Origin of the sequence: Staphylococcus sp. LCT-H4, from assembly GCF_001866145.1 — a bacterium.
Classification (GTDB): Bacteria; Bacillota; Bacilli; order Staphylococcales; family Staphylococcaceae; genus Staphylococcus; species Staphylococcus succinus.
On the sequence record NZ_MODY01000007.1, the window covers coordinates 1 to 12,252 of the forward strand.

At 31.3% G+C, this 12,252-nt stretch carries 17 protein-coding genes; 7 read left to right on the forward strand and 10 right to left on the reverse strand.

Annotation, left to right across the window (positions count from 1 at the left end; all coding sequences use genetic code 11):
* Positions 1-291: 291 nt before the first annotated feature.
* The 4 genes from BK821_RS12275 to BK821_RS12285 form a co-directional block, all read right to left on the reverse strand.
* On the reverse strand, positions 292-900 hold the full coding sequence (locus tag BK821_RS12275) for a hypothetical protein (protein WP_071331760.1): 609 nt from the start codon (positions 898-900) through the stop codon (positions 292-294).
* A 230-nt stretch (positions 901-1,130) separates the two neighbouring features.
* Complete coding sequence (locus BK821_RS13510) at positions 1,131-1,268, reverse strand: hypothetical protein (RefSeq protein ID WP_177165136.1); 138 nt, start codon at positions 1,266-1,268, stop codon at positions 1,131-1,133.
* Between the two features lie 2 nt (positions 1,269-1,270).
* Complete coding sequence (locus BK821_RS12280) at positions 1,271-1,567, reverse strand: hypothetical protein (protein ID WP_071331761.1); 297 nt, start codon at positions 1,565-1,567, stop codon at positions 1,271-1,273.
* A gap of 30 nt (positions 1,568-1,597) precedes the next feature.
* On the reverse strand, positions 1,598-1,918 hold the full coding sequence (locus BK821_RS12285; protein ID WP_071331762.1) for a hypothetical protein: 321 nt from the start codon (positions 1,916-1,918) through the stop codon (positions 1,598-1,600).
* 233 nt (positions 1,919-2,151) lie between these two features.
* Between BK821_RS12285 and BK821_RS12290 the strand changes: the two genes are divergently transcribed.
* Together BK821_RS12290 and BK821_RS12295 are read left to right on the forward strand one after the other, a co-directional pair.
* A complete protein-coding gene (locus BK821_RS12290) occupies positions 2,152-2,871 on the forward strand; it encodes a ParA family protein (protein WP_071331763.1) in 720 nt (239 codons plus the stop codon).
* Positions 2,872-2,875: 4 nt separating this feature from the next.
* A complete protein-coding gene (locus BK821_RS12295) occupies positions 2,876-3,463 on the forward strand; it encodes a hypothetical protein (RefSeq protein ID WP_071331764.1) in 588 nt (195 codons plus the stop codon).
* 38 nt (positions 3,464-3,501) lie between these two features.
* Here the strand turns inward: BK821_RS12295 and BK821_RS13665 are convergent, their stop codons facing one another.
* From BK821_RS13665 to BK821_RS12330, 6 genes are all read right to left on the reverse strand, one after another.
* Positions 3,502-4,731 carry a hypothetical protein gene (locus BK821_RS13665; protein ID WP_256201636.1) on the reverse strand — a complete coding sequence of 410 codons (1,230 nt, stop codon included), beginning with the start codon at positions 4,729-4,731 and terminating at the stop codon, positions 3,502-3,504.
* An 82-nt stretch (positions 4,732-4,813) separates the two neighbouring features.
* Positions 4,814-5,353 carry an HNH endonuclease gene (locus BK821_RS12305; RefSeq protein WP_071331765.1) on the reverse strand — a complete coding sequence of 180 codons (540 nt, stop codon included), beginning with the start codon at positions 5,351-5,353 and terminating at the stop codon, positions 4,814-4,816.
* A 235-nt stretch (positions 5,354-5,588) separates the two neighbouring features.
* Positions 5,589-6,608: a helix-turn-helix domain-containing protein gene (locus BK821_RS12310; RefSeq protein WP_071331766.1), complete on the reverse strand. Its 1,020-nt coding sequence runs from the start codon at positions 6,606-6,608 to the stop codon at positions 5,589-5,591.
* Positions 6,609-6,627: 19 nt separating this feature from the next.
* Positions 6,628-6,855: a hypothetical protein gene (locus tag BK821_RS12315; protein WP_071331767.1), complete on the reverse strand. Its 228-nt coding sequence runs from the start codon at positions 6,853-6,855 to the stop codon at positions 6,628-6,630.
* Positions 6,856-7,609: 754 nt separating this feature from the next.
* The gene (locus tag BK821_RS12325) at positions 7,610-8,248 is read right to left on the reverse strand and encodes a BRO-N domain-containing protein (protein WP_083390177.1); all 639 of its coding nucleotides are present in this window, start codon (positions 8,246-8,248) and stop codon (positions 7,610-7,612) included.
* A 68-nt stretch (positions 8,249-8,316) separates the two neighbouring features.
* Complete coding sequence (locus BK821_RS12330) at positions 8,317-8,511, reverse strand: hypothetical protein (protein ID WP_071331769.1); 195 nt, start codon at positions 8,509-8,511, stop codon at positions 8,317-8,319.
* Between the two features lie 2,261 nt (positions 8,512-10,772).
* Here BK821_RS12330 and BK821_RS13515 point away from each other — a divergent pair.
* The 5 genes from BK821_RS13515 (at position 10,773) to BK821_RS12340 (ending at position 12,082) form a co-directional block, all read left to right on the forward strand.
* Positions 10,773-10,949, forward strand: a complete 177-nt coding sequence (locus BK821_RS13515) for a hypothetical protein (protein ID WP_177165137.1) — start codon at positions 10,773-10,775, stop codon at positions 10,947-10,949.
* Positions 10,950-11,011: 62 nt separating this feature from the next.
* Entirely contained in the window at positions 11,012-11,164 is a 153-nt protein-coding gene (locus BK821_RS13520) for a hypothetical protein (protein ID WP_177165138.1), read from the forward strand.
* A gap of 147 nt (positions 11,165-11,311) precedes the next feature.
* Positions 11,312-11,533: a hypothetical protein gene (locus BK821_RS12335; RefSeq protein WP_071331770.1), complete on the forward strand. Its 222-nt coding sequence runs from the start codon at positions 11,312-11,314 to the stop codon at positions 11,531-11,533.
* Positions 11,533-11,709, forward strand: coding sequence for a hypothetical protein (locus BK821_RS13525; RefSeq protein ID WP_177165139.1), 177 nt, complete (start codon positions 11,533-11,535; stop codon positions 11,707-11,709). The genes BK821_RS12335 and BK821_RS13525 overlap by 1 nt, the downstream gene beginning before the upstream one ends.
* Position 11,710: 1 nt before the next feature.
* Positions 11,711-12,082: a hypothetical protein gene (locus BK821_RS12340; RefSeq protein ID WP_071331771.1), complete on the forward strand. Its 372-nt coding sequence runs from the start codon at positions 11,711-11,713 to the stop codon at positions 12,080-12,082.
* Positions 12,083-12,252: the final 170 nt, after the last annotated feature.

A 12,252-nucleotide genomic window follows, 5' to 3' on the forward strand; every position in this document is an offset into this window, starting at 1 on the left:
TTAAAAGAAATACCTATTAATTGTGTAAATAAACATTTTATACATTGATATACAGTTTACTGTACATATTGTGCATTATGTAAACTTTAACATGATAAAGTAATACCTTCATATCAATACTTATAGCAATTGGGTAATAATTACACTTTATACAAAAAATATACAAACGTTGATTTGGTACGTTTTCATAAATTTTTTCATACTCTAAATCTGTATAAATTTTGTATAATGAAATCCAAGTTTTATAGGCAAATAAAAAAGACCTCAAAATTAATTGAGGTCAATTTAATACTATTCTACTTCAAAATCTTCAGGGTCATACTCTTCACCATTTAATCTAGCGCTCTCTTTTTGCATCTCAACTCTTTCTGATTCACTTGCATTATTCCATTCATCTTGACCTTTAACCCATTCAGAAGGCTCAGATTCAGCTTCTTTAGCTAAATCTTTAGCACGTTCTTGTTGGTAAAACTCTTCCATCTTATCAGTGCTTCCTGCATCAGTTCCACCCTCTAAAGCTTTTAACTCTTCATCACTATAACCTTCATTAGGTATTTCTCCTCCATGTGGGTCAAAGTTTTTCTCAGGGTCTAACTCAGGCATGTTAGGTTCTTCTTGTTGCTCTACAGGAGCAGGCTCCTCTTGAGCTGTAGGTTGCTCTACTGATTCTTGAGTAGTTGGTTCATTTGTAGATGGTTCTTGAGTAGCCTTAGTCTCTTGGGCTGTATCTTGCTTATCTGTATCTTTTTTATCTTCAGACTTCTTAGGTGCTTCTTTTTTCTTCTCAACTGATTCAGTTTTCTTATCCTGTGATTCAGATTTACTATCGTCATTCCCACATGCTCCCAATAATAATGTTGCTGATAGTACTCCCGTTAATAATAAGTTTAATTTTTTCATTTTATTTTCCTCCGTATATTATATAATTTATTCTATCTTACAATGCTATTAAATACTAGACCAATAAATATAAAGGTCAATAATCCCATAAATCCATATGCTAGCAACTGCTCCAAATCCTATAAATAAGTCCTTTTTAGTTATTCCCATTAGTATTACCTCCATTAAATACTTGAGTATTACTTTAATTTAATAAAAATATATGAGGGCTAGTATCAGCCCTACATTCTCTAAAGATTAATATTAAAGTCCTTAGCAAATTTTTTGATTTCTCTATCAAGCATATCTTTAGTTCTTGTGTCTGGAGTTGCTCTCATTATCTCAATTAATTTATTAAGGTGTTCTATTATAAGTGATTGATTATCCATGTCTAAGCACCTACTTCTTCTTTAATAAGTTCCATTACTTTATGCTCATGGTCTTTGATGAAATTTAGTACATGTCTTTCATTGAATACAAAGTAATCAAATTCAATGTATTGTCTTGTTATTTCATTATCATCTAGTAACGTTAACGTGTCTTTGCCCTCAAAACCTTTGTACTCGATAATTTCAATCCAACCTAACTCTGTATCAACTTCCACTAATCCTTTAACGTTATCACTGAAATCGTCTGTGTTCCAATCTGCCATTCTGAAATCGTACCCTTTATATTTAAATGTTAACATTTTAATTCCTCCTAGTTTATTATTTAGTTTTTATTTATATTGTAAGTTATAAAGATATTCATTTAACTCTTTCATTTCAACATCTGTTGCATTATTTGTAACTCTTAAAACTTGAACAATTTCAGCTATAACATCTTTTTGAGTTGTTGTTTCTTCTGAATAACGTTGTTCTGAATTAGATACGCTGTAGCCTTTTGGTGAGCCGAATCTTTGACCACTCCATGATGTACCACTTGTACTTCCTTTTCTTCTGATTGAGAACTTCACGTTGTTGAATTTTACGTATACATAACCGTTATCTTCCGTATATTCCATGTTAAAGTCTTTTGCAAATTTTTTAATGTTTCTCATTTTAATTTCCACCTTTGTTTTTATTTTAACACGTTTTGCTGTGCTGTTTTTTAACTTGTACTAAATATACCATAGTATAAAAATCACGTCAACAAAAATAATACTCAATTATGAAATTTGTTTAATACTTATATATTCATTACGGTTAATACTGATATATGTTATGTATTGAATACTCTCATATTGTATGGTATTATTACTTTATTAATAACGATAGGGAGGGCACAAATACAATGAAAACAGTAGTGTTCCATTATAAAAAAGGCGGGGTAGGGAAGACATCTATATCCCTAAATGTGTGTGCTTATAAAGCTCTTAAGCATAAATGTTTGTATATAGATATTGATGAACAACGTAACTCTACTAGTACATTACAGAAAGAATTAGTTAGAGATGAACACACTATATATGATGTACTAACTCACAAGGTTAATATTAAAGATGCTATTAAAGAATCAAAATTTAATAACATTGATTACATTCCAGGGAGTTTAAAAGCAACTGGAATTAATGCTGATAAGTTAGAACTAAAGAAACTGTTCCAAGAAATATATTCTCAGTATGATTACATTTTTATTGATACACCAGCTTCCAGTAATCTATCTACAGTTCAATCAGCTATAGTAAGTTCTGATGTTGTGGTTATTCCTTCAATATTAGATAGTTATAGTTCTGCTAACTTAATGAACGTAGTAGGGCAGGTAAGGAAGCTGAATACTAACACTGAAATAATCATAGCTCCTAATAGATATGTGAAACGTTCTAAGCTATTTAATAACGTACTAGGGGAATTAAAAGAGTATCTATCAGGTAAAGACTATGTAAGACTAGTTAAACCTTTACCCGATTCAATAGAGATTACTAATCAAATAGCTGAAGATAAGTTACTTGTATACAGTGGTAAATCTAATAAATTAAAACAAGCAATTAAAAAATTAAGTGGAGAGGTGTAGTAGCATGGTTAAATTTGATGAGGGATATGAAGATGTTCCAACACAAGAAATAACAACTACAGATAAACAAACAATTAAAGAAGAACTAAAAGATTATGCTGACAAACGTCAGAACAGTTCTATAATAGGGGACACTCATACACGTTCAACTTACTTAATCTCAGATGATACTTTAGATAAACTTGAAGACCTAGTAGCACATATTGAAGCAACTAACGGACTCAACTCAGAACTTACTAAAGGTATGAGTAAGGAAGAAATTAATAAAGGCAGAGTATTATCAAAAGGTGTTAAGAGTAAAATTGTAAACTTTGCAATTCAATCATTCTTAAATAACTATGAAGCTCAAGAAGGGCTCATTCCTGATACAGAACACAAGAGATACAATGTAGGTACTGTTAAAAGTAAGATATATCATAATGCCTACAGATTTACTAATGATGGTGTGACATATGGAATCACTCAGGATAATCGTGGCAAAGAAATTAGTTTCATGTCTACAGATTCAGGTAACACTGTAGAAGAGATTAATGAATGGTTTGATTCAATTAAAGATGAAACTAAGAAACAAGGTGCACCTAAAATTAAATAATATGTATATGAGCCCTAGGATGACCTAGAGCTCTTTTTTTATGCTTCTTCTATGTTAATAACATTTTTAGCTACTACTGAACCAGCAGGAGTAACTAATAAGTCTGTTCCTTCTAGTTTAGAGATTCCACTGAATGGGTTCTCATTGTATTCAAATTCCGGGTAACTAGCTTCTATTTCTAATGGTACACGTTTTGCAACAGCTTTTTTAATGTTAGTGTTAATCTTTCTTAATACTTTATTAGAAGCAAGCTCTGTACCTCTCACAGCTCTTACTACTTCTTTCTTCTCTTCTAGTGTTAATTTTTCTGTAACAACTAACTCAAACTCTTCTGAGTTTTCATAGTGCTCTTGAATGATTCCACATAGTTCTTCTTGTCTAGCTTCTTGTGTCTTCCAACCTGTGAAGTCTGCTGACTCTACATATTCATTAAACATTGCTTCAATAGCTTTCTGTGATTTAAAGTTCACTGGATGCCATTTACCTTTGTGTTCTTCTTTATAAGCTTCTATAACTCTTTCTTTGATACGTTTGAATAATAATTTCATATTACGGTTATTTAAGCCAGCTTCCTCTAACATTTGTTTTCTAGTTTCATTATCCTCTGTAGTGTTTCCAGTCTTAGGAATGTAGATTTCACTAAGTGTTTCATATGTTTCTAATTGTTTCTTAGTAAGAATTGAATTTTTATTTTGTAAAAACCATTGAATGAAATGGTTATGAGTTGAGTCTTGTTTAGAGCTAAAGATGTTTTGGTCTTCACCAATCAAGCTAAGCATACTTGTAGCTTCATCACCTTCACCAATCTCTACATCATAACTAACAGTGTTAGTGTCAATGTGTTTATAACCATCAGCAGTTTTAACACGTTGTTTGTCAGGGTAGGCAACGTTATACATCTCACGAGCTACTCCGTCTTTAATGAATCTAATACGTTGTTTGTAGATGTCAGGATTAGCTAACAACTCTTCAATTGGTTCTAGGATTTCTAACTCTTGTGCTACGAATAAAAATAGTCCCGCATATTCTTGTACTAAGTCCTCTGAGTCATGAGCTTCCATTGACACTGAGTAACGTTTCTTAACTGATTTAAAGTGAATTCCTAAATCCTTTTGTTCAGCAGTTGCATCGAATTCTAACCCTTTAAGTTTAATCTTTGAGCCGATAGTAGCATTAGAACCTTTTACTTCTTTTACTTCTTTCTCAAAGTGGTAGTTGAATAGCTCGTTAATGTTTTGGTTGTTGTTGCCTTTTGTATTTGTTTTCATAATTTTAATTAGTCCTTTTCATTTTATAGTTTTTTATATTGAATTCCGATTTTGATTTTGATATAATGTTATTAGTGGAAGATTATGATTTTTTAAATTTATTGTTAAAAGTTCTACCTTCTATAACTTGTTTTACTGATGTTGCTGAACAGTCCATCATTCTTGCTAATGCATTAAAGCTTAATCCTTCTACTTGATATAACTCTCTAATACGTTCTGCTTTTTCAAATGTCAATCTACGTCTTTCTTTCTTACTTTCATATGAATGCTTTACGTTTAAACTTTGCGTTGTTACTTCCAAATTCTCAATGTTACAGTTCTCACGACAACCATCCAAATGATTTATAACTTCTCCTTTAGCTCTATCACGCTTTCTAATAAACGTTTCTGCTACTACGATATGTGGTTTGACCATCTTATTATTTATGTGTGCTCTAAGGTACCCCTGACCACAAGGTGATAACTTCATTTGTTTAATCTTCTCAGGATTACTCTTACTTTGTGAATAGAAGTTTCCATACTTACTCACGTAATAGATTTGTCTATCCGATTCTTCAAACTGCTTAATTACTCCTGCTTGTACCATTTCTTCTAATTGATATTTCTTAATTGTATTTGTCATTATAAATTGCTCCTCAGTTTTATTTTTATATACTTGAGAAGTTTCTTGTGTTATTATTTATACTGGATAAGTCTATCCATGTATGATATAATTTAGTAAGAAAGCAAAGGAAGGGAATCAAATCCCAAATCCTTTTGTTGACTTTCTTATATAAAATACTGTATTATATACTCGAATATAAAATTAACTAACAACATTGAGAAACTTCGATTAGATAGATTTACTACCAATAAACCTATTTGTAATCATTTAAATTGATAACATTATTGTTACTGCTGATATTCTCAATAGCACTAATCAGATTGTGATAATTACTATTGTTCTTATCTTGGCTATACGTATATTTTGGATTGATAACTATAGCTTCTGTTGTGTGCTTAAATTTAAAACCTACGGGCATCAGGCTACTTTGGTATTTATAAACTAGAAACTCCCCAGTCTCTTTTTTTGTAAATTCATTAAGTGTCTTGATGTCCTTTATTAATGTCTTCTTACTTACGCCTATCATTTCTGCCACTCTAGTTAATGAAATTGGTTCGTAACGTTGAGCTTTTTCATTCCACTCAGTCATCACCAACATATTATTTGATGCTTCTCTGTTTAATCCTCTATCTTGGTTTGTTAACTTTTTAATGAATGGAATCAACGTTAACAATACTCCTAAAGGTTTTACACTCTTAGTGTCACCCTCTACAGCAAACATGTTATATAGCTCTCTGATTGGATGGTCATACACTGTATAGAAGTTTAGGTTACGTTTTTCTTTTGGGAACATTTCTCCACGAATTACTAACTCATCTGTGAAGTAGATTCCTGTTTTATCTGTAAACATAATCCCTTTTTCTTTCATTCTAGCTTTAAACTTCTTAATTTGTGTATCTGTTAATTTTAGTACCTTAGCTAACTTTTTATTATCAAATGCATGTTTGCCATCTTTAAGATATAACTTCTTGCTTTCTAAATCTCTGTAGCTTGTGTAAGTAAATAAGTGAAGTAATTTTCCAAGGTCTTCAAATGATACGTTATATTTTTCTTTTAAACTTGTTTGAAATTCTGCTACCAAATTGAAAAACCTCTCTTCCTTATCTACTGTTGGTCTGTCATACCGTTTTGTTTTCTTCTCTAAGTACACATCATAGTCAATGTATTTCGGGTCTTTGTTTCTAATTTCACCTGTCTGAGTGTTTACTTCCCGTCTAATCTTAACTGATTCTGTATTATCTTTATCCCGTAGTTCTTGTGTGTAGTCTACCATGTACATTATCCTTTCTGCCTTATGCGTGTTCTTTTATTTTGTATCCTTGCTTTTCTAAGAATTGATTTATCAGATATATATTCTTTTGCGATGTGTTCATACCTGAATTAAAGTTCTTCAATGTTCCGTATGAAATTCCAATACGTTCTGCCACTAGTCTCAAGTTAGGGTGCATAGCATCCTCATACCAAGTTGAGAATATTTTATAAGTGGCTCTTGCTTGTGTGTCATGTGGTTTCAAAGCCATAATTGATAACCTCCTTAATGATTTTGACTAGCTAGTCATCCTAAAGGTAAAAAAGAAATGCTCTCCTGAGCTGTTAAATACATTGTAACATGTACTTGCTGTTTTTTATCATCTTTTACATGTCTGTTTCTTATCTGTAATAACATTATACCATACATTTACAGTCTAAAGAACTTCATTTCAAAAGAATATATAACTATATACCCTTAAAGTGTAATAAGTAAACATTATTTTTTAATTATTGTTGACTTTGCTTATTTTGACTGATTCGACATTTAACTTTGTAGTAGATTTCAATTCCAAATAGCCAAATTATTAAACCTACTAAGTAAATTATGATTGCAGGTGCTGATATTACACTGGCTATTCCTACTGAGATAGATGCAATTAGTAATAATCCAATAGCAACTAATAAACTATTATTCATTTTGGGTTATCCTCTCTGTGTTTTATCTTCTTACACTATCTAATATAGCAATCACATCGAGCAAGTGACCCTTTTTATAAAATTTGTTACTTTATCCTACTAAGTAGTGTGTTTTTTTATCTCTCTGATTAGTATATTATAAACGGTTCAAAATGTAAGGCAAGATTGCTAAAGTTTTTTATTTTTTTCTACTTGAGCCATAACTTCTTTAATTCTATCTGTTACTTTCTGAATGTCCTCTATAACTTGATTTGCTTTATTAAAATGTTCTTCCATTGTTAAATCATCCTTTTCTATTTGATATGTATAGGAGCCGAAGCTCCTTGTTTATTTACAATGCTTATCATAAATTGTTTTACTTACTGATAATCCTAAACCATATTTTTCATTAGCTACCATTAACTCAGCTGTATCATTTAGTATTGGTTGTCTAGCTACTAACATCTCAGGAGTCATTTCAGCTTTCTTAATACTAGGAGTGATTCCAAAGTTATTTGACACTGCTTTATTTGCTACTGCATTTAATTTCATTTGGGAAACATCATCTGTTTTATCCATGTTCTCATGAATAAATCTATTAGCTTCTTTCTGAATCTGTTTATCCATCATTCGGAATACTTCATATTGTTCTAATCCAACTGATTCACGTAATGACTTGATTACTTGTTTAACCCATTTCTTAAACTCTTTAGCCTCAGGTTTACGACTATTAAATATTGCTTCATATATTCCGAACTCTGAAATAACATTAACCTTTTGTGTTTTCCTAGCATATTTACTTTTAGAGGTGCTGTCCACAATGTGGGTACCCACATCTTCCTTATCAATCATACGTATCATATGTGGTGCATGCTCATAATCTAAAGCCTTAGCAACATCTCCTGCTACAGCCCACCATTCTCCATTAACTTCTACGAATCTAATTTCATTACCTAACCATTCTTCTACTTTGATATTGTTTTTCATAATTGTTTACCATCCTCTGTTTAATTTTTTGTATTTAAAAAGCCACCTGATTATTATCAAGTGACTCATTACTTCCTATATTGTTTTAAGAACTTCTCTATCTTATCTAGTGATGTATCATTTAAATCTCTTCTAGCAACTTTCCAATCTTGAATCATTGTGTAATTCATGCCAATGTGTTCTGCTATCATTCCTACTCTAGGCTTGAAATGTGTTTCCAAGAATTTCTTGAACTCTTGTCTCAACCTCTCATTTCTATTCATTATTGTTAACTCCTTTTACTAAGTAATTGTTTACACTGTATAGTTAAAAAAATATTAACCCTTTCCTTATATATACCTAATAGAACAATGTACATATTTTTACTTGTTATCGGCTACTCTTATTATAATTATTTCTTTTCCTTACTTATACCTAATGTTACTGTGTTCCTTTTTTGATACTTTGTGTGTTAAAACTGTAAAACTTTATTTACCTCTCATTTACTATAAGGGAGGTGGAGATGAATTTGAACCATACTATTAAAACTTTTCTCCCTACACTCTATATAAGGAAGCTGGCTTGCATTTTCGAGGGTAATTTAAAAACTTTTTTACCTTCCTATCTACTATAAGGGATTTGAGTGTAAAAGTTTCGTATGTTTTGAAAATATATTTACTCCCTCATTACCTATAAGGAAGCTCGAACGGAATTGTAAAGTAACTCTCAAAACTTTTTTAATACCTCTCTACATCTACTATAAGAGAACTGAGTTACATTCTGAACCATACCCTCTCATTTTATATAAGGGAGCTGAATGTAATTTCACAAGTAACAATTAAAACTTTTTTATTTACCTCTTCAATTACTATAAGGGAGCTCGAGGTGAATCCATAAGTAACACCTTAAACTTTATTTACCTCTTCAATATATATAAGACAGCTGAGTTACATTTTCGGACGTAACCCATTAAAACTTTTTATACCTCTCTACATATACTATAAGGAAGTTGAGACGGAAAATCGTGGGTTTCTCTCAAAACTTTTTAAATCTCTTCAATTACTATAAGGAAGCTCAATGTAAATGTTTGTCATGCAGTTAAAAACTTTTTTCTCCCTACTATATAAATGTAATCATCATCCACCTCTAACACACCGTACAACGCATTTAAAGTGGGTTTTAAACGTGTTCCTTCCTATAGTAATGTTATTTATCCTGATGATAGTTAATGTGATTAGAATGGAGTTTTGTTGGGACATGCATTATCTATAGTTTTGAGTTTTTCTCTGTCCCAATGGGTCAAAACTATGAATAAACTATAGCTGAAAATAAGGACAAAGCCTGTCATATCAATAGTTTTAATGGGGGGTAGTTTTTCTGTCCCATGCATTATACTCATAGTATGGGACAACAAAACTCTATTAGGAAACAAAACTATAATTAACCTTTTAGTCACCTTTCTTCCATGCGGTGTAACTGACGGAACCTTTACCCCTTATGCGGTGTAACTGACGGAACCTCCCTGAATCCTTGAATCAGTTGGGGGAGTAAGTCTGAAGGGTGATTTTAACCTATTCTCTACTTATAGTAACCTGTTATACATATTCCTAATCTTTATATACTGAAAGAAATTAGTATTAAAACAATTGATAACTGATAATAATTATTCTTTTAATCAAGATAAATAATAAAAAAATGATACTAGGACATATATCGAATCAGTTTACTGATGAGACTATTGTCCTCAGAGAACATCTAATCTTTCTGAAGGCTTTAGCCTGAAGTAAAGTTAATGTTCGATAGGTCTTGAACTTGAATAGATTAAACAACAGATTACCTTATCAATAACTATTAGAAGTTCAAGGTCAAGAGCCTAGCGCACTTCCATTACGGTGGGAAAACCACCCACCTTCATTCCGTTTGCTTTGGGTACTGAATAAGTCGAGCTAAAGCTCTGACTGATTCAGATACCCTAGTATTCTTTCTTTTTTATTCTGATAAATAATAACTATTGTTCTTAAAGATAATAAATATAACTCTAATCTTCAATAATTAAACTATAGTTATTCAAATAGGTTATTAATTATAGTTAAAAATAGATAAATATGAGCTATGTTTTGGTTCTTTTACATAATAATTAAAAATAATTAAATAAAAGGAGTCAATATAGATAAAAATATGTATATAGTTCTATTAGTTATAGGTGGAAGAGATATAACTAGTCTAGCATTCAGTATATTCTAATAAGAGTATGTTGAATGGTGGAACTTGTCACTCTACCAAAGATTATGGTTACTGCCATTACCATATTCAAATTAAATACTAATACCATTGTATTTTTCCTTTCAGAAATTTATTTCCTTTTATTTTGTTTTTTATATATAAATAGTTAGAGCTGAGTACATAGAGGTTACTTGGCTCTTTCTTTTTGTGTGTATTTATCTAATTACCATTACAGAATGATATTTATATAAATACATATTGAATAAGCCAATCTGTTTTCACTACCAAATAGAAAATAGATAAAGGAGGAGTGAGAACAGAAATGAATAATTACAGAGAATATTTAACAAGAAAACAACATCAAGAGATAATTCAGCGTATAAATGATACGTTTGGGGAAGATTATTTACAAGCACATGAGTTTGGTCAAATCTATGAAGAATTTGCTAACAGTTTAATACATGAAGATGATGATAATTTGTACATTAACAATATCTAAACCATTGAGGACTCTAATAAGGGTTCTCTTTTTTACATACAACTAATCTAGGAGAGATAGCTATGAACAATGAAGGTAACAGGTGTCCTGATTGTCAAAGTAACAATACAGTGATTGATAAGATACCAGGTGAAGAAATAGCACACCTTTTCATTTGTGATTCATGTGGACATTTCCACAATATCTATATCAGTAGTGAGCAAGGTGAGAAGTAATGGATAAATTTATAGACATACTAGCTAATATCCTATCAGTAATTATTATCTTAGCTATTGTAGGAATAGTAATAGGATTATCAATATATGGACTTGTAACTGTATGGAGTTTAATACTATAAAACAATTAATAGAGGAGATTACCCAATGAGAGAATATGAAAAAGAATTAGATGATGAATTAAACAGCGTATTAAATAAGTACATTGAAGATGAAGAGGATTATAAAGAGTTATGTGTTCAAATATTTGAAGCATCAATAGAAGAGAACCCTGATGCTCTACAACTAATAAGTACTTTTAAATCCTTAGGAGCAAATGACCTAGAAGCTAATATTAAACTAGCTGAGCTCATGATAGCAGGGTTTTAATGGAACATAAGGTAGATAAGTCACCTGAAAGAATAGAAGAGCTACAACGGGCTATAGAAGAGATTAAACGTGAAGATAGAGAAGTATGGGGTAACTATCAAAGTGAATACAGGATAGTAGAAGACCCATTACACGGAATGTATATAGAACTAATACCGTACAATGAGGAGAGTTAACATGGACATTATAGACACAAAGTATATTTGTATTAAAGATTTAGGTGGACACAAAGCAGGTAATGAATACGTTATCTATCCTACATGTGTTGATGTACTAGGTAAAGAGTATAACTTTGTTACCAGTCAAGGACATCTACTATCAGATGAGTTCTTAGATACCCACTTTGAGAAGTTAGGTAAGAAGAAGGACATGTTCCAAGCTATAAAAGATATAGCATTTGAAGTAGGCAATGAGAGTACACAAGTAACATATGAAAGGTTATCAGATGTACATGACTATATAGGTGAGCATGAGATAACTATTACATGGAGAGATGAGACACCATATATAACTAAAGCACGTAACAATAGTTATTATACTGGGTTTTAACTAGAAGAGTTTGATAGACAGTACGAGTAATAGAACAATGACCTTACGGAACAACTCTTTGAGAATGTTCCCAATGATACAGCTCATTACCCACTAAGGATAGGAACTTTGGTTCCCACCTTGTAAGTGGGTTATACATAGTTTGGTGATACAGACATGTCATATAAACC

Excerpts from the sequence above, each read along its gene's own strand:
- BK821_RS12330 (WP_071331769.1), bottom strand. The coding sequence starts at position 8,511 with ATGAATAGAAATGAGAGGTTGAGACAAGAGTTCAAGAAATTCTTGGAA.
- BK821_RS13665 (WP_256201636.1), bottom strand. The coding sequence starts at position 4,731 with ATGAAAACAAATACAAAAGGCAACAACAACCAAAACATTAACGAGCTA.
- BK821_RS12305 (WP_071331765.1), bottom strand. The coding sequence starts at position 5,353 with ATGACAAATACAATTAAGAAATATCAATTAGAAGAAATGGTACAAGCA.
- BK821_RS13525 (WP_177165139.1), top strand. The coding sequence starts at position 11,533 with ATGGAACATAAGGTAGATAAGTCACCTGAAAGAATAGAAGAGCTACAA.
- BK821_RS12310 (WP_071331766.1), bottom strand. The coding sequence starts at position 6,608 with ATGGTAGACTACACACAAGAACTACGGGATAAAGATAATACAGAATCA.
- BK821_RS13520 (WP_177165138.1), top strand. The coding sequence starts at position 11,012 with ATGAACAATGAAGGTAACAGGTGTCCTGATTGTCAAAGTAACAATACA.
- BK821_RS12315 (WP_071331767.1), bottom strand. The coding sequence starts at position 6,855 with ATGGCTTTGAAACCACATGACACACAAGCAAGAGCCACTTATAAAATA.
- BK821_RS12280 (WP_071331761.1), bottom strand. The coding sequence starts at position 1,567 with ATGTTAACATTTAAATATAAAGGGTACGATTTCAGAATGGCAGATTGG.
- BK821_RS13510 (WP_177165136.1), bottom strand. The coding sequence starts at position 1,268 with ATGGATAATCAATCACTTATAATAGAACACCTTAATAAATTAATTGAG.
- BK821_RS13515 (WP_177165137.1), top strand. The coding sequence starts at position 10,773 with ATGAATAATTACAGAGAATATTTAACAAGAAAACAACATCAAGAGATA.
- BK821_RS12340 (WP_071331771.1), top strand. The coding sequence starts at position 11,711 with ATGGACATTATAGACACAAAGTATATTTGTATTAAAGATTTAGGTGGA.
- BK821_RS12275 (WP_071331760.1), bottom strand. The coding sequence starts at position 900 with ATGAAAAAATTAAACTTATTATTAACGGGAGTACTATCAGCAACATTA.
- BK821_RS12290 (WP_071331763.1), top strand. The coding sequence starts at position 2,152 with ATGAAAACAGTAGTGTTCCATTATAAAAAAGGCGGGGTAGGGAAGACA.
- BK821_RS12325 (WP_083390177.1), bottom strand. The coding sequence starts at position 8,248 with ATGAAAAACAATATCAAAGTAGAAGAATGGTTAGGTAATGAAATTAGA.
- BK821_RS12285 (WP_071331762.1), bottom strand. The coding sequence starts at position 1,918 with ATGAGAAACATTAAAAAATTTGCAAAAGACTTTAACATGGAATATACG.
- BK821_RS12295 (WP_071331764.1), top strand. The coding sequence starts at position 2,876 with ATGGTTAAATTTGATGAGGGATATGAAGATGTTCCAACACAAGAAATA.
- BK821_RS12335 (WP_071331770.1), top strand. The coding sequence starts at position 11,312 with ATGAGAGAATATGAAAAAGAATTAGATGATGAATTAAACAGCGTATTA.